Origin of the sequence: Lacticaseibacillus yichunensis (assembly GCF_003946405.1) — a bacterium.
GTDB classification, from domain to species: Bacteria; Bacillota; Bacilli; order Lactobacillales; family Lactobacillaceae; genus Lacticaseibacillus; species Lacticaseibacillus yichunensis.
The window spans coordinates 1-22,627 of the sequence record NZ_RHOG01000030.1; the positions used below are offsets into that span (position 1 = coordinate 1).

General features: G+C 54.3%; 13 protein-coding genes. 11 read left to right on the forward strand and 2 right to left on the reverse strand.

Going from position 1 to position 22,627, the window contains the following annotated elements:
* On the reverse strand, positions 1–223 hold a 223-nt coding region (locus EKM95_RS11860), incomplete at its 3' end, for a hypothetical protein (protein WP_225423271.1).
* A 362-nt stretch (positions 224–585) separates the two neighbouring features.
* Between EKM95_RS11860 and EKM95_RS09085 the strand changes: the two genes are divergently transcribed.
* Positions 586–5,070, forward strand: a complete 4,485-nt coding sequence (locus EKM95_RS09085) for a mucin-binding protein (RefSeq protein WP_125697693.1) — start codon at positions 586–588, stop codon at positions 5,068–5,070.
* The gene (locus tag EKM95_RS09090) at positions 5,071–10,524 is read left to right on the forward strand and encodes a mucin-binding protein (protein ID WP_125697695.1); all 5,454 of its coding nucleotides are present in this window, start codon (positions 5,071–5,073) and stop codon (positions 10,522–10,524) included.
* Positions 10,525–10,825: 301 nt separating this feature from the next.
* Here the strand turns inward: EKM95_RS09090 and fba are convergent, their stop codons facing one another.
* Positions 10,826–11,707 (reverse strand): class II fructose-1,6-bisphosphate aldolase, encoded by an 882-nt coding sequence (gene fba / locus EKM95_RS09095; RefSeq protein WP_125697697.1) that lies wholly within the window; start codon positions 11,705–11,707, stop codon positions 10,826–10,828.
* Positions 11,708–12,190: 483 nt separating this feature from the next.
* On the opposite strand from fba, the gene EKM95_RS09100 reads away from it, so the two are divergent.
* The 9 genes from EKM95_RS09100 (at position 12,191) to EKM95_RS09140 (ending at position 21,676) form a co-directional block, all read left to right on the forward strand.
* Positions 12,191–12,658, forward strand: a complete 468-nt coding sequence (locus EKM95_RS09100; protein WP_125697699.1) for a CopY/TcrY family copper transport repressor — start codon at positions 12,191–12,193, stop codon at positions 12,656–12,658.
* Positions 12,659–12,797: 139 nt separating this feature from the next.
* Positions 12,798–15,047, forward strand: coding sequence for a copper-translocating P-type ATPase (locus EKM95_RS09105; RefSeq protein WP_449818972.1), 2,250 nt, complete (start codon positions 12,798–12,800; stop codon positions 15,045–15,047).
* Between the two features lie 831 nt (positions 15,048–15,878).
* A complete protein-coding gene (locus tag EKM95_RS09110; RefSeq protein WP_125697701.1) occupies positions 15,879–16,805 on the forward strand; it encodes a hypothetical protein in 927 nt (308 codons plus the stop codon).
* 103 nt (positions 16,806–16,908) lie between these two features.
* Positions 16,909–17,433: a hypothetical protein gene (locus EKM95_RS09115; protein WP_125697703.1), complete on the forward strand. Its 525-nt coding sequence runs from the start codon at positions 16,909–16,911 to the stop codon at positions 17,431–17,433.
* A gap of 221 nt (positions 17,434–17,654) precedes the next feature.
* Positions 17,655–18,239: a histidine phosphatase family protein gene (locus tag EKM95_RS09120; RefSeq protein ID WP_125697705.1), complete on the forward strand. Its 585-nt coding sequence runs from the start codon at positions 17,655–17,657 to the stop codon at positions 18,237–18,239.
* Positions 18,239–18,808 (forward strand): histidine phosphatase family protein, encoded by a 570-nt coding sequence (locus EKM95_RS09125; RefSeq protein WP_225423272.1) that lies wholly within the window; start codon positions 18,239–18,241, stop codon positions 18,806–18,808. The genes EKM95_RS09120 and EKM95_RS09125 overlap by 1 nt, the downstream gene beginning before the upstream one ends.
* Positions 18,809–18,864: 56 nt before the next feature.
* Positions 18,865–19,815 (forward strand): LacI family DNA-binding transcriptional regulator, encoded by a 951-nt coding sequence (locus EKM95_RS09130; RefSeq protein ID WP_125697707.1) that lies wholly within the window; start codon positions 18,865–18,867, stop codon positions 19,813–19,815.
* Positions 19,816–20,088: 273 nt separating this feature from the next.
* On the forward strand, positions 20,089–20,541 hold the full coding sequence (tnpA, locus tag EKM95_RS09135) for an IS200/IS605 family transposase (protein ID WP_125697709.1): 453 nt from the start codon (positions 20,089–20,091) through the stop codon (positions 20,539–20,541).
* Positions 20,522–21,676, forward strand: a complete 1,155-nt coding sequence (locus tag EKM95_RS09140) for an RNA-guided endonuclease TnpB family protein (RefSeq protein WP_125697711.1) — start codon at positions 20,522–20,524, stop codon at positions 21,674–21,676. Before tnpA ends, EKM95_RS09140 begins: the two co-directional genes overlap by 20 nt.
* Positions 21,677–22,627 lie beyond the last annotated feature (951 nt).

Genomic DNA, 22,627 nt, shown 5'->3' on the forward strand with positions numbered 1-22,627 from the left:
GCTTAAAGCATAGCACCGGGGAAGACCAGGTGCCTTTTTTGTTATTCAAAAAAGGTCCAAAACTTCCGGCGTTGTCACAATCAACACCAAAAATTTTAGACCCCTTTTTCTGTGCCGTTTTTGGTGTGAGTTGATTATAATTTTTGACCAGATCCGGGCGGCTGTGGGGGCCGGATTTTTGGGCCTTGCCGTTTTTGCAGACAAAAATGATGGAAGAATTCAATTTTTTTGAAAATTGGACAGATTTTGGTCGTTTTGTTAATTAGTTGACGTCCGTTATTTAAAATTGACACGGGGACGCGGCCGTATTTCTTGACAAGTCTTGACCCCCGTAAGTGACCATGACCGCAAAAGTGTGGGTTGAACGGTCTAGACACAAATTTAGCTGGCGGAAAATTAGTTCTTTTCTATAATGTATCTTTTCGCGCCGCTTGTTTACAAAGTGAAGTTATTTCAAATCAAACAAAAATATTTTTCGAAATTAGACATTAGCTGATTTTGATCTTGGGTAATATGGACTCGAATAGATATTTATAAATTGCGACAACACAAGGCAGACGCCATCTCAAAATTGGGGGACTATTTATGCAGAATACACATAAGCGGTTGGATCAGCTCACTAACGATGAAAAGCGCCATTTCAAGATGTACAAGATGGGTAAGGTCTGGGTCACGGCCGGGATCTCTCTGATCTTCTCGGGCGCAATGGTAATGCAGGCACCTCAGCTGGTGGGAGCTGAGACGCAGGCACCGGTTGCGGCGGAGACGAGTGCGGCGGGGAGCTCAGCGACTAGTTCGGCGGTCAGCTTGGAGACGAGTTCGGAGACGGATTCGGCGACAAGTTCGGCGACAAGTTCGGCGACGGATACGGCGGCGGCTGGGACGGATGATGATGCGACGGTTGTGGAGGCAACCCAGGCTTCTGACACCACTGACAGCACTGAAGCCACCGAAGCTACTGCGGAAACGGGTACTTCTGCAGTAACTCCCGGCGCGACTGAAACTTCTACCGATCAGGTGACCGCTTCTGCAGACACCAGCGCAGATACGGCTACTTTGGAGTCCGTTGCTTCGAAGACCGCGGCCACTCAAGGCCAGTCACAACTGAAAACGCAGGTCGCGGCGGTGGCCGCTGCCCAAACGGCGACTGGGACGGTGAGCCTGGATCACGATACGATCGGTAATGATGGGATTAAGGGCAATGTGACTCTGACGTTTGCGATGTTTGCGCCTGCCGGGACAAGTGCGACGTTTACGCTGACCCTGCCGGCTGGAGATACTTATTCCTACGACAGCGAGATCGAAAAAATGCCGGCCGCAGATGGGACGACCACGACTAAGAAGAATGCGGACGGCTCGATCACGGTGACCAATGTTTTGAGTCATGGGGGCAATTTCTCTCAGGAGATCGTGCTTCATGAATATACGAATGGCTTTGATCGCTCGGCCGGCCTGACAGAAGTGGGCACGACGGTCAAGTCATTTACTTACACCATTGATGGCGTTGAACAAACGCCGGTGACCTTGACGCAATATTTCACACCGGGGCTCGACTTAGACACGCCGACGCTGAAATATCCTTCCAAAAATACGGATGCCTTGCTGCCGGATACCACTTATGTTTTTTCCATCGGCGCAAATGAATGGAACGGGGTCCAAGACCAGGGCGGGTCTCATAGCCGGGTCAACTCAGCCGTCAATTATGGTGGCACGACGATCACGATTCCCGTACCAGCGGGCTTTACACTGGACAGTGACCTGACAAATAAGCTGAATGTGTTTACCGATGGCACAACCATCACACAGGCCGCACCTGGTGGGGATGTACTCATCACAGTTCCGGCGAAAAAAGGCGGGCAGACCGATTCCAAGCCCTATTTATTGGCTGGGGCTTTTGAAGTGGCTCAAACTTCAGAAGAACAGACCTTAACTGCGGCGGGTGATGCCTCCTTTGAACAGATCACCAATCCGGCTGGAGATGTGCTGACCGATGAGGCGGATAACCCGTGGCAAGTGGTCATTGCAGCGGCCGACTCAGAGATCCCGCTGGGCAAGGCGAGCGTGACGGCCAAGGGCAATAGTAATAATGATCACAGCAAAATTTTGCTCGATACCGATGACACCAATGATGCAGATTATTTGGAAGGCTACACATTCAGTACCTCTTCGATCGCCGAATTGACTGACGCCAAACTGACGATCACGATTCCCGATGGCTTTGCGGCAACCAGTGTAGTTTTGCCGATGACGAACGCGGGCAAAGCTGGTGCGGATTATTTGCTGAGCATTACGAATTACCAGTATGTTCTGACCTTGGCGGATGGCACGCAGATGAGCGGCGTGGCGGCTCCTGGCGCGACATTGACGACCACTGGAAGTGCGATTCGAACGATCGAGCTTTCTCCAGATTTGTTGGTGCCGGGTACTGTGAGTGGTGCCGCAAACTCCATGAAAGGTGACATCGGTGGCATTTATGTCACTGGTAAGCTTGCTTCCACCTATGATGATGGCACGCCGGTCAATCGCGGTGATCAGCTGAAAACGTCGATCACCTTGACCAGTGCCGGCTTACAAACGGCCACAGCGACCCAAACTCAGACTGTGATCACGGCGGAAGATACGATTGCCCAAGTTTCGATCTATGTGAATCAGTCGACGAGCGAACCAGGAGCCATCAAGGCGGGACTGATCAGTTTGTCGACGACTGGGGATGCCGGACAGACCGCGTTTAGCGTGTTTGAACCGATCTATTACTATGTGCTCCCAGCGGCCACGACATTCAATGGTGTTTCAGGTGTTGATCCGGCCGCAACGGTGACGGAATACACAACAGCGGATGGCCGGCGCGGCATCAAGATCGACTATACCGGTACTGGGATCTGGGTCACGACTCAGGAGACAGGCAAGGTCCAGGTCAACCTCAGTAACAGTGCCGATGCTTTGCCAGGCGACTATCCGTACGAGGCCTATGTGACTTCGCCGCTTGTGAAGCTGACCAATTCGAAAAAGCCGTCCGATCTAAGTTTGACGGATGGCGATGCAAGTGCAGTGATGTTTTCAGATCATAAGGTCGCCGGTCCGGGCACTTGGGGAATCGCCTCAGTCGCCACCTCCAAGATCGTGTCGCTTGCGCAGGGCAACGTGGATGGGGATGCGGTTTTGAGCGGGACCCAGGATGTGCTGCAGTCAACTGGCGACGTCGCGAATTTTCTGACGATGATGAACACGTCTGATAAAGGCGTCAGTCATGCGACCGCGCTGATCAACTTGCCCCAGGTTGGCGATAGCATTGGCTCCACGGTCAATGGCCACCTCACTGGCCCAGTGAAGGTGCCAACGACGTATGCGGATGGCACCGAGATTCCGGCTGGGACGGTCACGGTGCTTTATTCGACGACCGCGCAGACACCGGTGACGGGCGGCGAAGGCACACAGCCGAGCACCGAGGGCTATGTCACGGCCGACCAGATCACTGATTGGGCCACGGTCAAGTCCGTGATTCTGCAATACACTCAGATTCCGAAAAACAATTCCACCGACCGCATTGAGCTGGACTGGAACGTCGATGATCAATTTCACGAGATCGGCGGGGTCGGCTACCTGCAGACGGCGTACTACGCGGATGCGTATCAGCCAGACATTTCCGTTGCGGCGACTTCCGCGTCCGTCTCCTTCACGGCCAACGCCGAAGTGACCGCGCGCCTGCATTATGTCGACGACAACGGCACCGACCAGTATGTGGACCTGCCGGACCTCGCGAAGAGTTACCAGGCCGGGACAGACACGATGGCTGAGACCGATTTTCCACAGACACTCAACGACACGGATACCGCGCTGATTCCGGCCGGCTACGAGCTCGTTGAAAATTCGCGCAGCGTGATCAACAGCGATGATGACTACGGGACGCATGAGAATCTGACGGCCACGATCGGCGGGCAGGTTCAGTACTATTTTAATCATGATATTGTGCAGTACGAGCTCGTGGCAGAACAGGCGGCGCAGATCTCGTTTATTGATGATGCCCTTGATACGACGCTTGAGACGAAGACAGTGCATGGTGGCTCTAATGAAACGAGCATTTATTCGGCGGCGGATGCGATCGCGGCATACGAGGCGCAAGGTTACGCGCTCGTTTCCAGCGACGTGCCTGCGACGCTGGTCTTTGACGACGACGCAGACGCGCTTCAGAGCTACACCGTGCATCTGACACATCAGATCACCACTGGCACCACGCAGACAACGCGCACGATTCATTACCAGATTCTGAACGCAGATAGCACGGTCGCAGAAGATCAGACCCAGGCCCCAGCTGAAAAAACGCAGACGATCGCCTGGCACACGGTGACGGACAAGGTCACGGGCGAAAGCTATGCCACGGCGCAGGGCTTTTATGAAGCCGTCCCGACGCCAGGTGTGACAGGCTACGACGCAAGCGAGGCCGAAGTCGCGGAGGCGCGGCTCGGTAATGTGCCTTTGCGCGAGGCGGTTGATTCGGCTGTCACGGTGACCTACACGCCGGCCGCCAAAGCTCTGACCATTGAATTTGTCGATGACGATGCGGACGGTCAGGTCGTGGGGGATCCTCAGACGATTCCGGGCGCCACCAATACGCCATATGACTGGACGGCGGGCACCTTGCCGACTGGCTACAAGCTGGCTGATGGGCAAGCGACCAGCGGGACCTATCCATTCGCCGTGGATGGGACTGGGCTGATTCAGATTCATCTGAAGCACATCATCACCTACAGTTTCAAGATCACGACGGACCTCATTCAGTATCAGATCAATGATCCGGATGGAAATGCGGCTGCCGATCAGTCACTTGCACCTGCTGATGTGGCTATGAAGACCCTTTGGACAGTTGTGACCGACGAGGCAACAGGCAAGAGTATCGCAACGACACATGCGTTCTTTAAACCGTTTGTTAGTCCAGAAATTGAGGGGTACCACCCGAACCTAGACTCGATCGCATTTTCAAGTCAAACCTCGACGCCATTGGCTAACGTGACAGATGGACCGACAACGATTGTTTATTACTCGCCGATTCCCCGGCAGCTGACGCTCACCTAAGTGGATGATGATGCGGCGGGCAAAACGGTGGGCAGCTCGCAGCCAATCGATGGCGTCACCACCGAAACGGTTGATTGGAACACCGATGACAAACCAGTTGGCTTCGCATTGGCCGATGGGCAAGAGGCCGCGGGCAGCTACACGCTGACTGGTGCGGATGATCAGACGGTCACAGTTCATCTGACCCACATTATCACCAACAGCACGAAGACCACGACGCGCACCATTCATTATCAGATCAACAAGGCGGACGGCACGCCGGTAGCTGACCAGACTGAGGCGCCTGCGAGTGTCACTCAGGAGATCACGTGGAAAATTGTGACCGACGAGGCGACAGGCGAAAGCGTCGCAACGGCGCAGTCTGCCTATGCCCCAGTGACGAGCCCAACCGTCGCAGGCTATACTGCAGACTCTGCTGAGGTCGAGACCTTGCCACAAGGGTCGCTCCCGACTGCGGAAGTGACGAATGCGGCGGACGTGACAGTTGCCTACACGCCAGATAGCCAGGCTCTGACGATCGAATATGTCGATGATGACCTGGATGGCAAGGTTGTGGCCACCTCCGACCCAATCGATGGTGTCACCAACGAAACAGTTTCATGGAACACCACCGACAAACCGGCGGGCTATACGTTGGCCGCGGGGCAAGACGCCGCGGGCTCATACGCTTTGACCGATGCGGCTGATCAGACCGTAACAGTCCACTTGACGCACATCATCACGAACAGCACGATCACCACGACGCGCACCATTCACTACCAGATCAACAAGGCGGATGGTACGCCGGCAGCCGATCAAAGCGGTGCGCCGACCGATGCCACTCAGGAGATCACGTGGAAAATTGTGACCGATAAAGCCACAGGGGCGAGCTTTGCCACCGCACAGTCGGCGTATGCTTCGGTGATCAGTCCAACTGTCGCGGGGTACACTGCGGATACGCAAACGGTCGGTGTTTTGCCACAAGGCGCGTTGCCGTTGGCTGAGGTCGCAAACGCGGAAGACGTGCTGGTTGGCTATGTGCCAGATGGTCAGACCTTGACCCTGACTTACGTTGACGATGATCTCGGCGGTCAAACTGTTTTGAGCTCGGATCCAATTGATGGGGCGACGAACGAGACTGTTTCTTGGAACACCGATGACAAACCGGCTGGCTATGCATTGATCGATGGGCAAGATGCCAGCGGGTCGTACACTTATACGGCCTTTAACGATCAGACAGTGATCATTCATCTGAAGCACATCATCACTAACAGCACGAAGACCACGACGCGGACGATTCACTATCAGATCAACAATGCAGACGGGACGCTGGCGACCGGCCAATCCAAGGCCCCAGCGGACAGCCTGCAGACGATCGAGTGGCACGTGGTCACGGACCAGGCAACTGGCACCAGCTACGCGACGGCGCAGGACGGCTATGCGGCTGTGACGAGTCCAACCGTTGCGGGCTACAGCACCGACGCTTCTGAAGTCGCGCCTTTACGTGAGGGCAATGTTCCTGCCGATGAAGCGCAGGATGTGGCTGTCACGGTTGCGTATACGCCAACTGACCAGACTTTGGCGATCGAATACGTCGATGATGACGAGGACGGCCAGATCGTGGGTGATGCGAAGGCGGTGGCCGGGGTGACGGATCAGGTGATCAACTGGAATACGGATGATCTGCCGGATGGGTACGCCTTGGCTGCGGGCCAGGATCGAAGCGGCACCTATACCTTTGGTGCTGACTCGAATCAGACGGTGAAAATTCATCTGACGCACATTATTTCCACCGGCACTGTCACGACCCATCGCACCATTGACTATCAGCTCAACGATGCAACTGGCGCGCCGGCCGCTGATCAATCCAAGGCACCTTCAGAAGTGATTCAGACGATCAATTGGCACGTGGTCACCGACAAGGCAACTGGCGAAAGCGTCGCAACGGCACTGGATGCCTATGATGCGGTTGTCAGCCCGGACGTTGAGGGGTACACGCCGTCCGCAGCCGCAGTCGCATATTCACAGCCAGGCACGTTGCCTGTGGCGCTTCCGGGAAATGCACCGACGCTGACTGTTGTGTACACCCCGATCACCCAGCATCTGACCCTGAATTATGTGGATGACGATGCGGCTGGCAAAAAGGTGGGCGAATCGACGCCATATGCTGGGGGCACCGACACCACTGTTTCGTGGCAAACGGATGACAAGCCTGCTGGATATGTTTTGGCAGCCGGGCAAGCCGCAACCGGCACGTACGAATTTTCCGCGGCAGCGGACCAGACCTTGACCATCCATGTGAAGCATTTGCTGACCAACAGTATGGCCACCACCACGCGCACCATTCACGCGGTGGCTGGCGTGGGCGTGGATGCGACTACGCTGCCGGCGGATATCGTGCAGACGATCGACTGGCAGATCGTGACCGACCACGCACTTGGCACGAGTGTCGCGACGCCGCAAGCAATCTATGCGGCGCAGACACTGCGGCCAATCAGCTTGGGTAATGGCGAGACGCTGATTCCAGATCAGACCCAGATCGCGCAGGCTGTGCTGACCGCGACGACGGATCTTTCAACGCTGAGCGATGCCACGGTGGCAGTCACATACAGTTTGGCGAAAATTCCGACGACGGATCCGCAAGTGAAAAATAGTGTGCCGGTTGATGACGATCAGACTGCCCAGAGCTACACGGTCGAATTTGTCACGTATGATGGGACACTTGTAGGCACCACAACACTGATTGGTAACGAAGGAAACCACTCCACAGTGGAAGCCCCGGTTGGTTGGAGTTTTGCCCCTGGCGTGGACGGGAATGTGGAACTGACAGACACGCCGGAAACACCAATCACGAAATTGGTCGCGGCGCCAGCTGGTCAGGTTCCGACTGATGGGACGCAGGCTTGGTTCAATGATGAGAATGCAGACGCGCCTTCTGCGGAAGTATACACGGTCAACTTTGTCACATACGACGGGACGATTGTTGGCACTGAGACTTTCGACGGCAATGAGGGAGACCTGCATCAAGTTGTTGCCCCAGCTGGTTGGGTGTTTGCGCCAGGCGTGGATGGAAATGTGGAACTGACAGACACGCCAGAGACGCCGATCACGAAATTGGTCGCGGCGCCAGCTGGTCAGGTTCCGACTGATGGTACGCAGGCTTGGCTCAATGATGAGAATGCAGATGCGCCATCTGCAGAAGTATACACGGTCAACTTTGTCACCTCTGATGGGACAATTGTTGGAACCACAACACTCAATGGCAATGAGGGGAATCACTTCATGGTGGATGCCCCAGCTGGGTGGAGTTTTGCCCCTGGTGTGGATGGAAATGTTGAATTGACTGACACGCCGGAAACGCCGATCACAAAACTAGTCGCGGAGCCAAAGGGCGTTGAGACGGCGGATAACCCGCAAGTTTGGATCAAGGAGGAGAATGATGAACCCGCCGTCTCTGCAGGACATTACACGCTCAACTTTGTCACCTACGATGGGACCATCGTTGGAACCGAGACGTTCGATGGTAATGCGGGCGATCTGCATCAAGTTGTTGCGCCGACTGGTTGGGTCTTTGCCCCAGGTGTGGACGGCGATGTAGAACTGACTGACACGCCGGAGACGCCGATCACGAAACTGGTTTCGGAGCCGAAGGGCGTTGAGACGACGGATAATCCGCAAGCTTGGGTCAACGATGTGAATGAGGATGCACCTTCTGCGGAAGCTTACACCGTCAACTTTGTCACTTACGATGGGACGATTGTTGGCACCACAACACTCAACGGCAACGAAGGTAACCACTTCATGGTGGATGCCCCAGAAGGCTGGAGCTTTGCCCCAGGTGTGGACGGCGATGTAGAACTGACAGACACGCCGGAAACGCCGATTACGAAATTGGTCGCGGAGCCGAAGGGCGTTGAGACGACGGATAATCCGCAAGCCTGGGTCAACGATGTGAATGAGGATGCACCTTCTGCGGAAGTGTATACCGTCAACTTTGTCACTTACGATGGGACGATTGTTGGCACCATGACCGTAAACGGCAACGAAGGTAATCACTTCACGGTGGATGCCCCGGCTGGTTGGACTTTTGCCCCGGGTGTGGACGGCGATGTTGAACTGACTGACACGCCGGAGACGCCGATCACGAAACTGGTCGCGGAGCCAAAGGGCGTTGAGACGACGGATAATCCGCAAGCTTGGACCAACGATGTGAATGAGGATGCGCCTTCTGCGGAAGCGTATACCGTCAACTTCGTCACTTACGATGGGACGGTTGTTGGGACCGCAACGCTCAACGGCAACGAAGGTAACCACTTCATGGTGGATGTCCCAGCTGGTTGGCGCTTTGCCCCTGGTGTTGATGGGGATGTTGAACTGACTGACACGCCGGAGACGCCGATCACGAAACTGGTTTCGGAGCCGAAGGGCCAGGATACGACGAACAACCCGCAAGCTTGGACCAACGATGTGAATGAGGATGCGCCTTCTGCGGAAGCGTATACCGTCAACTTCGTCACTTACGATGGGACGATCGTTGGCACCACAACACTCAACGGCAACGAAGGTAACCACTTCACGGTGGATGTCCCAGTTGGTTGGCGTTTTGCCCCTGGTGTTGATGGGGATGTTGAACTGACTGACACGCCGGAGACGCCGATCACGAAACTGGTCGCGGAGCCAAAGGGCGTTGAGACGACGGATAATCCGCAAGCTTGGACCAAGGAGGAAAATGGCGAGCCTACTACTGCGGAAACGTACACCATCAACTTTGTCACCTATGACGGAATGATTGTCGGCACCCGGACGCTCAATGGCAACGCGGGCAATCACTTTACCGTCACCGCCCCGAATGGTTGGACGTTCGCGCCTGGTGTTGATGGGGATGTCGCGCTGACTGATACACCGGACACCGCGATCACGAAATTGGTCGCGGAGCCAGCTGGTCAGGAAAAGACAACAAATCCACAGGTGAAGACGCAAGTGCCAACGACGGATGTGCCGACCGCCAACCGCTACACGATCACCTTCGTCAATGAAGATGGTGATGTGGTTGACTCCATGACGCTGGATGGCAATGCCGGTACGATGCGCACTGTGACGGCGCCGGCTGGTTGGCATTTTGCCCCGGGCACGGACGGCAACGTCACGCTCACTGATACGCCGGAGGAAGTGATCGCACTTGAGGTCGTGGCAGACTCAATTGGCGATCAGCCGATGACGGATGATGCGGCGGTGGAAAATGGCCCATCGCTGCCACTGACTGGCGGCGCCGGGACAGGCGAAGCGACCGGGAAGGCTGCAGCGCCAACGTCAGGTCAGACGGCCGGCACAAGCGCCAGCCAGTCAAGTCAGAATGCGGCAAGTAAGACGCTGCCGCAAACTGGCGACAGCCACAACAGTCTGCTTGCAGTTCTGGGCGTTTCGCTGCTGAGTGTGCTGGCTTTGGCCGGCTGGCGGCGGAAGCGGGAAGACTAGGCGGGCCGCGCTGGATACCCCCAATTCCAGCAGGCAGGTTTCGTCAACTCACTTTATCCGCTCAAGTAACTGTCTAGATGCGCGTCCCCTCCCTTGGGCGCGCGCCAAAAAAACCAGCGATCTCTGTTGATCGCTGGTTTTTTGGTGTGTCTGGGTGATGCTGGGAGAAAATCCAGGAGGCAAATGATGAGCCAGATGGACACTATTTTTCCTGAAGACAAAAAACTGGCAGGCCGCAAATTTTCCCAGGGTACAAAAAAACACCGAGGCCTTGACCTCGGTGCGCAGTCGTAAGAAGGGATTAGATCTCTTCTGGGACCATCTTAACTGGGCGAGTGCCCATCCAGCCACTGATCTCCTTGAAGGTGTCAGTGATGGCCTTGGTGCCAGGTGCCAGGAGCTTGCGAGGGTCATAACCCTTGCCTTCCTGATCCTTGTTCGCCAAGATGTATTCGCGAGTTGCCTTAGCAAAGGCAAGCTGGCATTCGGTGTTGATGTTCAGCTTGGAAATGCCCATGGAGATGGCCTTTTCAACCTGATCCTGAGGAATGCCGGAGCCACCGTGAAGGACAAGAGGCAGATCAACGGCGTCAGCGATCTCTTGCAGACGGTCGAAGTGCAGGCCCTTCCAGTTTGCCGGGTACTGGCCGTGGATGTTGCCGATGCCAGCAGCCAGGAAGTCGATGCCGGTTGCAGCCAAGGTCTTGGCTTCTTCAACAGAAGCAAGTTCGCCTTCGCCAACAACGCCGTCTTCTTCACCGCCGATGGAACCAACTTCGGCTTCAACAGAGATGCCCTTGGCGTGTGCCAACTTGACGATCTCCTTGGTCTTCTCAACGTTTTCTTCGAACGGCAGATCATGGCCGTCGAACATCACGGAGTTGTAACCAGCAGCGATCGCTTCCTTAGCAGCTTCGTAATCGCCGTGGTCCAAGTGAATAACAACCGGAACGGTGATGTTCATTGCTTCTGCTTCAAGTTCGATGAGGGCTTTGCAAAGCTTGTAGCCGCCCATGTACTTAGCAGCGCCCATGGAAGTCTGGATCAGGATCGGGACATTGAGGTCCTGAGCACCCTGAAGCAAAGCACGGGTCCATTCAAGGTTGTTGGTGTTGAACGCACCGATAGCGTAGTGACCCTTACGAGCCGCTTGGAACAATTCTGTGCCGCGTACGAATGGCATAAGTGTAATTCCTCCTACTGTAAACAGAATTTTGACAACTTCATTTTAGCATATATTTTCAGAATGTGCCGGTGGTTTTTACCGCGTGTTTCATAGAACGAACTGGCTGCTACAGCGCCGGCATTGGCAGCGCATTCATGATTTTCGCCTAAAATGGCAAAACAATGAGCGGCTGTTTTTCACTGTGTCTGTTGCCGTATCGATACAGTTGAAGAGACAGCTTTGCGGGGCAAAATACGAGGCGGCCGGTGGCGTCGGGGCGCGTTGACGGCTGCTGGCTCGGGCGCTGGTTTTGTGAAGCAAAAACAAAAAAAGAGGGTGCGCTACCCTGATCTGGCGAGCGCCTGGCCAGCATCGCGGGCACAAGGCTTGCTATCATGAAAATGGGAAGTACAAAAATATTTATCTTTGTCGTTGACAACTGTAAACGGCGTGCTATTCTAGAAATGTAATCTACAACTGTAAACGAAAGAAGGCCCGGCAATGAATGACACAAATACGATCGAAGAGATCACCCCGGCGGAATGGGAGGTCATGCGCATCATCTGGACGCTTGGCCAGGCTTCGGCCCACCAAGTGATCGACCTGCTCCAGCAAAAACGCGACTGGTCGGATTCGACGATCAAGACGCTACTGGGCCGGCTGGTGAAAAAAGGATTGCTTGAGACCAGCAAAGACGGCCGCAGTTTCATCTATAAGCCACTGATCTCTGAGACAGCGGCGATGAATGGGACAGCCAGCCAACTATTTTCCCATCTTTGTGCGATGAAGCGGGGCAAAACGTTGGTCGAGCTGATCGAAACGCTGCCGCTGTCGCGCGGCGACATCGAAACGCTGCAGGCCGCGCTGGCAAAGAAGCTGCCGGACGCGCCGGAAATGGTCGACTGCGACTGCCTACCAGGCGGGATGCAGGAAACTGACTGCAACTGCAAGGAGGACCACCATGACTGATGAGATGAAAGACAAGAAGCCAATGGGCGAAATGACGCACGACGACATGACGGACATGGACCACAGCAAGATGGCTCATGGCGACATGGCAGGGATGGGCCACGAGAATATGAATATGGCTGATAACCAGATGGACCATATGGATATGAGCCATGGTGATATGTCTGACATGGACCACAGTGAAATGAGTCACGATAACATGCCGGGCATGGCTCACAGCCAGATGAGTCACGATGGGATGTCTGACATGGACCATAGCCAAATGAGCCATGACGAGATGTCTGACATGGATCATTCAAAGATGGATCACAGTCAGATGAACATGAATCATCACGATATGAGTCATATGGATATGAGCCACGGTAATATGGCCGGCATGGATCACATGAACATGGACCACGGCGACATGGACATGGCGATGCCGGGTGGCGGCCACATGCACATGAGCAATTTTAAACAGAAATTCTGGGTCTCGTTGATCGCGGCCGTACCGGTGTTTGTGCTGTCGCCGTTCATGGGGCTCCATCTACCGTTTCAGTTCACCTTCCCCGGCTCTGATTGGATCGTGTTGATTCTTTCGACCTTCCTTTATATTTATGGCGGCGAGCCGTTCCTGTCAGGCGCGAAGGCGGAGCTGAAGGACAAGGCACCGGCAATGATGACCCTGATCGCGATGGGTATCTCGGTTGCTTATGTTTATAGTATCTACGCATTTATTGCCAATCATTTTCTCTCGCCGCAGGGCCATGTGATGGACTTCTTCTGGGAGCTCGCCAGCCTGATCGTGATCATGCTGCTGGGCCACTGGATCGAAATGAATGCGGTGATGAGCGCAGGCAACGCGCTGGAGAAAATGGCGGCGCTTCTGCCTGGGTCCGCGCATGTCGTTGACAATGGCACGACGCGCGACATTCCGCTCAGTGACCTGCAAGAAGGGGCCACGATTCAGATCTTGGCCGGCGAAAAGATTCCCGCGGATGCGCGCATTATCTCTGGGACCAGTGCAGTGAATGAGGCGCTGGTCACCGGCGAGGCCAAGGCGGTCGAAAAAAAGGCCGGCGATACCATCATCGGTGGGGCGGTCAATGGCAATGGCACACTGACGGCCACGGTCACTGGGACCGGCGAAAATGGGTACCTGGCGCAGGTCGCCAAACTCGTTAGTGAGGCCCAAGCTGAAAAGTCCAAGGCTGAGACGATGGCGGATCATGTTTCCCGTTGGCTGTTTTATGCCGCAATGGCGGTCGGGCTGATCGCGTTTTTCACCTGGCTGGCCATCGATGGAATGGATACTGGGCTTGAGCGGATGGTGACGGTGCTGGTCATCGCCTGTCCGCACGCCCTTGGGCTCGCCATTCCGCTGGTCGTTGCGCGCAGCACGTCCCTCGCCGCGACGCACGGGCTCTTGATCCGCGATCGGCAGGCGCTTGAATCGGCGAAAAACGTCGACACGATTCTCATGGACAAGACCGGGACCCTGACTGAAGGCGTCTTCAAGGTCCACACGCTGGCTGCGTTTGGCGATGCCGATGAAAAGACGGTGCTCGCTGAGTTTGCCGGCCTGGAACAAAGCTCCAGTCATCCACTGGCTACCGGCATCTTGGATGAGGCAAAGGCGCGCGAAGTCACGCCGGCCTCAGCGGAAGAGGTGCAGGCGCTTCAAGGCGTTGGTCTGACTGGCACCGTGAATGGCCGCGCGCTGGCGATTGTCACGGCGGCTTATTTGGATGAAAACCAGATCGCATACGACAAGGCTCAATTCAAGACACTTGCGGGGGCCGGGAACTCGGTCAGCTATCTGATCGAAGACAAGACCGTGCGCGGGTTGATCGCGCAAGGGGATGAAATCAAGCCGGCCGCGAAGTCGTTCATTGCGCAGCTGAAGAAAATGGGCATCACACCGATCATGCTGACAGGGGACAATCAGCCGGCTGCTGAAGCCGTTGCTGCCCAGCTTGGAGGCCTCGAAGTTCGCGCCGAGCTCAAGCCGGAAGACAAAGCCCGCATCGTGAAGGAGACGCAGGCCGCTGGTCACACTGTGATGATGGTCGGCGACGGCATCAACGACGCGCCGAGTCTGGCTTCCGCCAACATCGGTGTGGCGATCGGCGCGGGGACGGATGTCGCGATCGACTCGGCCGATGTGGTTCTGGTCAAGTCGGATCCACAGGACATCCTGAATTTCCTGACGCTGGGTCGTGCGACATCGCGCAAGATGACACAAAATCTCTGGTGGGGCGCTGGCTACAACATTCTCGCCATTCCGCTGGCGGCCGGTGTGCTGGCCGGGGTCGGCATCATCTTGAGCCCAGCAGTTGGGGCGCTGGTCATGAGCCTTTCGACGGTCATCGTGGCGATCAATGCCATGACTTTGAAGATGACGGCTTAGCAATTTCTCGGACGACCAAAAAAGACGTTTCGGGTTCTGCGCGATGATACGCAGAGCTGAAACGTTCTTTTTGTCGTCCTATTTTTGTCCCGGTTTGGCATTGTGCCCAAAATTCGGGTGAAATTTTTGTGCATGTTTAGATTTTTTGTCGATTCTCACTTTTTTGAAAAAAGGTCAGAATCGAAAAAAAAGATTCTGGCCCTTATGTACAACAAACACACCGGTCGAGGTGTCGTTTTAAGCATTGCCAGTGTGTTTGCGTGATTATTAGATTAGGATACTGCGGGCGCCTTGCTTGTGGGGCTTGGCGCGATCAGATTTCAACGGCGACAGCGTGATCAAAAGTCGATGCTTACTGCCGGACAACGACGCGACTGAGGGACCGTCGCGCTCGTAAAACTGGTAAAACGATGGATCTGTGAAACACCCACTCACCTAATTTATGACACCACTGACTCGGATGCCCTTCATAGCAGCTACTCTAGGTTTGCTCGAGGAAGCCCTCCCCGCTGGGTCCGCCTGTCTCCGGGAAATCAGTTCGTGTGGCCACACCGAACACCCTTCCACTGTGGCTATAATATAGCACCTGAGAAATAAATTTGTCAACAATTTTCTTCGGATGAGAAAGCGCAACTATCGCCTAGATATTAAGGGATTTAAAGTGTCACGACAGGGAAAGAATTATTTCTTTTAAATAACCAATTCTCAAGCAAACTTCGATCATCAATGCACAAGCATATTGTGTGACAAAGGAGAAATCAGAGACTACACTTTTCTCAAACAATCGAAAGGGAGGAACGGTCAATGGCAAGGCCGAGGAAGACACTCACATTGTATGGGTGGATTCTTGATGCTGGTCAGTACGATGTCTTTGATCCAGAGAGTGGAAGGGTCACGAAACGGTTGTTGATCGAAATGGGGATGGACGTAGCCCAAGCAGGTGATGCGGACCCGGTTCAGATGATGTCGACGCGTGTGTTTGTTGAAGTCACGCCAGCGGTGCACACGAAGAGAGAATTATTCTGGGACGCTGCCACGTTATTCCAGTTCACGGGAGAAGTTTCGACGGGCGTTGTTGCCGCAAACCCTGAGACGCGCAGTCAGTTGAAAAAGACAGCGGCACAGATCACTGAGAAACAGTATGGCGTAGAAGCTAGTTGGCTCGGACGCATTACCAATGATGGATGGGTCTCAAAGGCAAAATCTGCACAGCTTGAGAAGGTGTTGGCACGCGTGAAGGAGGGCAGACTAACGATCAGCGAAGCCGTCAGCGTCCAAGAATCAGTTTTACGAAGTGACGGTGGCAGAATTCGCGGCTCTCTCAAGAAAAAGGCTGCCCGCGAAACGGCCATTGTCCAAGACGCCCTGAGCCGATTGCCACCACTACGCTATCTTTTGCTCAATACGCGCGGCGTAAAAGGACTCTGGCTTGCCAGCCAAACGGACATACCGAAAGTCGCGCCATATCCGGGGACGTATCAGGTGGAAGACCAAGTATTGGCACGCCGGGTGTGGAAGATTCACTGGCAGGCATTGTGGCGTAAAGCCCAGCATGTGCCCTTTTACGGTCTCTCGCGCTGGCCCGTGAATCGTCAAATTCAACATTACTGGCCTGAAGCGGGACTACCTGCGAATGAGAATGAACTGACAAATTGGAAACCGATAACGGAGGCGGAACATGTTCTCACAAAACTTCAAAGCAATGTTGAGCGGCGTGATCACCCGGGGGTCAACGGAGGTGATGATCGGCAAAAATAATCGTCTTTTCCAGCGAGATATCCAGCATCTCAATGTCAACGAAAGTACTGTTGAGGCGCTGGATCCGATGCTAGACTATTCTGGCAGGTTCGATGACGTGTGAATGCCATTTGACGCAAATGTGTTTTCCCTTGAAATCAGTATCGGGGATGTGGCTGATGTGACCGGGACGCTGGCCAACATGCAGGTGATCGATCCGGCAAAAGGCGCGGCGCTACTCAAACGCGACGTAAACTTGCGGCGGAGGTTGATCAGCGAAGCGCAGGGGTTCGCGAAGGACGATGCCAAGAAAAAGCCGGTGGTGCTTGCCGCCCAGCGATTTTCCAATCATCAGATCACGTTTGATGAGATGCAGCGTGCCCAAGAGCAGTTCTTCGGCGCGCCGACCCGCGTGCCAAACGACTTCAAGCGCGACATGACCAAGCGCCTGGCTGATTGGCAGGCCCTGGTCGCGGATGAAAAAGCGGCGACGATTATCCAGGAATCGGTCATCAAGATCAACGAGGTCGATTACGAAAACAATGTTGACAGCGCCAAAGCATTGGTCGTTGATGTTCAGCGTGCTTTCTCGGATCCCGCGTACGCGCACCAGATGTTTTTGAAGTGGGGCCAGAACCAGCCGGAATAGGGAGGTAATGTCGCTCAGGCCTGATAAATAATAGGAAGTGATAAGTGAGGGGCTGCCCAACGCTGATGGGCAGGCCCCCCTTTTGAATCGAGGAGAGAGTCGCGCAATTCAGCGTTTCGGCTTGTGCCCAGAAGCAATCCGGGTACAACCGCCCTTCGCCATTCTGCACCCGCCCGCGACGTGGGGTATACTGGAGTCATTCACGCAAAAGGAGTCGATCATTGTTGCAGACCGTATATCTCATGCGCCACGGCCAAACGGTGTTTAACCAAGAAGGCCGCATTCAGGGCTGGGTGGATTCGCCGCTGACCGCAAACGGCATTGCCCAAGCCGAAGCCGCTCGCGATTGGTTTCATGACAACGGCATCAAGTTTGGCGCGGCGTATGCGTCGACCGTCAAGCGCGCGCAGGACACGTTGAAAATTGTCACGGATCAGCCATTCACCAAGCTGGATGGGCTGCGCGAGTGGCATTTTGGTGATCTTGAAGCGACGATTGGGCATGTCGACCTCGCCAAGTCTTATGGGGACTATTTTCTCAAGCGTGGCGGGGAAAGTCAGACGCAGGTCCAAACGCGGATGGGGTACACGATGCTGACGCTGATGCAGCGCGAAGAGGCGGCGTCAACGCTGGTGGTGTCGCATGCGGGGGCGATTCGTAACTTCATGGTGTTGTGGCGGCCGGAAGATGAGACCGAATTGGCCAACCACTTGCCGAACTGCGGCATCGCCGAATATGCGTTTGACGGGACACTTTTTCACTTCAAACGCGTGATCGATCCGGTCAAGGAAAAGGGGCTCAGGTAATGCAGACAGTATATCTGATGCGGCACGGCGAGACGTTGTTCAATGTGCAGGGCCGCATTCAGGGATGGTGCGATTCGCCGCTGACGGCCAAGGGCATTCAGCAGGGAAAACAGGCACGCGATTGGTTCCAGCAGGCGGGCATCCACTTCGGCGCGGCGTATTGTTCAACCGCCGAGCGGGCCGCGGACACGTTGGAGCTAGTCACCGCTCAGCCGTACACGCGGGTCAAGGGCTTGCGCGAATGGGGCTTCGGCGAGTTTGAGGCGCAGCCGGAATACCTCAATCCGAAAATTCCGTATGGCGACTTTTTTGTCCCGTATGGCGGGGAGAGCGAGACGCAGATTCGGACGCGGATTGGCCAGACAGTGCTGACACTGATGCAACACGAACCGGCGGAAACGACGCTGATCGTGTCGCACGCCGGGGCGATTCGCAATTTCATGAGTCTGTGGCCGCAGCCGGATGGGACGCAGCAGAAAAAGCGCCTGCCAAATTGCGGCATTGTTGAATATCGCTTCGACGGCCACGAATTTTTCTTCCAGCGGCTGGTCGATCCGGCGCAGGCGTGAAATTTTCACCAGGCAGGGCTGCCATCGTTGTAAAATAGACGCGAGGGGGCGTTAACGTGATCACATTATCGGATGTCGCCAAGAAAGCAAATGTCTCGAAGATGACGGTGTCGCGGGTCATCAACCACCCAGAGCAGGTGACAGATGAGCTCAAACAGCTCGTCTTCGCGGCGATGAAAGACCTCGATTACCGGCCGAATGTGGCGGCGAAGGCACTGGCCAATAACCGCAGTCAGGTGATCAAGTTTTTCATTCTGGAAGATATCGACACCACCGAACCCTACTATATGAATCTGTTGTTTGGCATCGCCAAGGGCCTGGATGAAAAACAGTACGCGCTGCAGCTGGTCACGAGCCGCAATTATGATCTGGGCAACTCGGACGGCTACATCATCACCGGCGCCCGGGCCAAGGACCAGGAATGGCTCGACCGGCTGGAGAAGCCCGCGGTGGTGTTTGGTGAAAATCGGTACGGGTATGATTTTGTCGACACGGATAATAAACAGGGCACGACCATGGCCACTGAATACGCGATCGCCAAGAATTACCAGTCGCTGGTGTTCATCGGCATCGATGTGAAAGAGGCATTCGAATATTCGCGCGAAGCTGGCTTCATCAACACCATGCAGCAGCACCAGATGATTCCGAAGATCTACCGGATGGCCAACCACAGTCATTTGTCGGAACAGTTCATCAATGATAATTGGCAAAAATTCGCCCGCAACACGGCATTTATTTGTGCCAGTGACCGCCTGGCGATCGGTATTGTCCGGGGGCTTGCGCATCATGATGCCGCCATTCCCAATGATTTTGGCGTGTTCGGCTTCGATGGCGTCTTTTTGGATCAAGTGTCCAATCCCAAACTCGCCACGGTCAAACAGCCGATTCAGGAACTCGGCCGGCTGTGCGCCCGGATGTTGTTGCAAAAGATCGCGCAGTCTGGCTCGCCACAGGGAGAACTGCTGGTGACGCCGGAGCTTGTGATCCGCGACTCGATGCGAAAATAAATTTTATGAGACGCAAATACGCCACTTGCGGGGAGACTCGCAGGTGGCGTATTTATTTTGTCTTGACCGCCTGCATTTTGGCTTGGCGCGATTTAGTGAGAGCTTGACAGGTCAAGTAAGTTGCCATACAAAAAACCGCTCACGCTTCCACAGCTAGCGGCTTTTTGAATTAGGGCAAGGAAACACGTTCTTTCAAGGACGTGATGAATTGCCCTTTTTCTGTGTCCCAGGCACTCTTCACATGGTACAAGATGCCATGCTATAATTACTAGTATGAAGGATACTAAACGTGTCACGTATGGTAGAACATCTGTCTATAATCTCAATTACCACCTCATTTGGGGCACTAAATACCGAAACCGCGTTCTGAAAGGAAACGTCGAAGCTGTGCTTAAGCGAATCCTCTATGAGGTCGCCGCACAATATGGGTTCAGTATCGACCATATGGAGATTGGTAAGGATGACCACGTTCATTTGTTGGTGAGTGCACCGCCGAAATTGTCGGTGACTAACATCGTTCGGTGGTTAAAGGGTATTTCGGCTCGTCAAATGTTCGTTGAGTGTCCCGAACTTCAACGAAGCTATTGGAAACACCAAGGGCGTCACCTGTGGTCACCCAGCTACTACGTCGAGAGTATCGGAACAACGAACCAGGAGGCTGTTGCTAAATACATTGATGATCAACGGGCTAAGGAGCTGAACTCACTTGACCTTGAAGACCTTTAAGCTGCGCATCTATCCAAACGCAACGCAGCGCCAACAGATCGAACGTAACTTCGGTATGTGCCGCTTCGTGTGGAACGAACTACTCAACATGCAAATTCAACGCCATAATAATGGCGGTAAGTACCTCAATGAGTTTCAGATGAACTACCTGATCAAGCCACTCAAACAGCAGTATCCCTGGCTCAAAGAGGCTGATGCGACTAGCCTGATTGCTGTCAGTCACAACTTGCACCTAGCGTTTCAGAATCTGTTCAAGAAGCGTGCCGGGTACCCTAAGTTCAAAGCCCGGCGCTTCGCTAAGCCAACGTACCGGGCCAATGCGGTCAACGGCAATATTGTGCTTACCGATGCAACCCATTTGCGCATGCCAAAGCTGGGCCCGATCCTGTTCCGTACGGGGCAGCGCCCAGTTGGTGAAATCAAAACTGCTACGGTGGTGCGCGACCGCGTGGGCGATTATTACGTTCTAGTGGTTGCGGAAGTTGAACTAGAATTGTGGCCGAAGAGCGAGGCAGCGGTTGGACTAGACATGGGAATCGCAGACCTGGTCATCACCAGTGACGGCATGAAGTATCCCACCAAACGTTTCGACAAGGCTAACGCCAAGAAAAAACACTACTGGGAAAAACGCCTGGCTCGCCGGCGTGCACAAGCCGAAAAGGAAATCGCTTGGGACCGCCACCTTAAGCTGGAAGCCCCGCGGCAACTCAGTGACTTCAAAAACTATCTGAAGGCTAAGCGCATGGTGGCCAAATACAGCGCGAAGGAAGCCAACCAACGTCGCGACTATCTCCAGAAGCTCAGCACAGGACTTATACGCCAGTACGACCTGATCAAGCTAGAAGACCTGAAAACCAAGGGCCTCCTGCATAATCACAAGCTGGCTCGTGCCATCGTAAACCAGGCCTGGCGAGAATTACGCCTGATGCTTGAGTACAAGGCGGCCTGGTATGGTAAACAAGTTGTGGTAGTATCGCCATACAAAACCTCGCAACGCTGTTCAAATTGCGGTTACGACGACGGAAAACACGAGCTAGACGTGCGCGAATGGATCTGTCCACAGTGTGGCACGCGCCATGATCGTGATATTAACGCCGCTAAGAATATCTTGGCAGCTGAGCAACAAACAGTTTAAAACCTGATAGGGTTTGTGGCGCGGGACGCGCCTTGGTCAATAGCCGTAACCTCTGCACAAAAAGCTCAGTGCTGGATGTGTAAGTCAGCGGTGTTCCCAGAAGCTCGGTCATTTATGGCCGAATAGTTCACGAAATAAGCTAGTGGGATCACCATACGATGTGAGAGAGGTTCGCTCTCGAAGGCGCGGTCGCCACCCGCGCTCTTTTTGTATGGTCATCATCCCTAAAACTAGAGTAACATGGACAGCTACGATTTTCACCAGTTGGCTTGAGGGGCTAGTGTCAAAAATATAGCGTATCAATTCTGTTTGAAAAGCAATCTAGAAGTCGACTGCGTTTGTTATCTATACTAGTATTTTTACCTTTTATATAAGGAAATAATTTTCTTTTATTGTTCTTTTAAACGACCGTTCTCTGGTATACTATGAGCAACACAGTAAAAGCGGTGATCCCCCGGGAGGAGATGATGCCGATGCAGTGAAACATTCTGCCATCGCTGAAATCTTTGAGAAAGGAGGATATTTGTCCCTGTGGCGCATTTGGCCATAGTGACTCTCGCATGCGTGCTTACTCTGGTGTGCCTGCTTCGGCAGCTGCTAGAGGAATGCCTGTTGGTGGTGCAATTATTGGCCGCCTGCACCCAGGCGTGGCGCGATTTTGCGAGAGTAAGGCGAGAGCAGTAATTCGTCAGACACAAAAAGCCGCCCAAACTTTCACAGGTTAGCGGCTTTTTGAACTAAATATGTGGAATCACCATACTATGTGAGAGAGAGTCTTCTCGAGGGCGCGGCTGGTGACCGCGCTCTTTTTGTCTGGTCATCATCTCTATAAATAGAGTAACATGGACGATCCCGATTGTCATCAGTCGTATGCGAGAGGTGCCGACAAAATCGTAACAGTCAACTGGTAGGAAAAGGGAGGAGAACATAAACGTCTCAAGCACCCGAGCC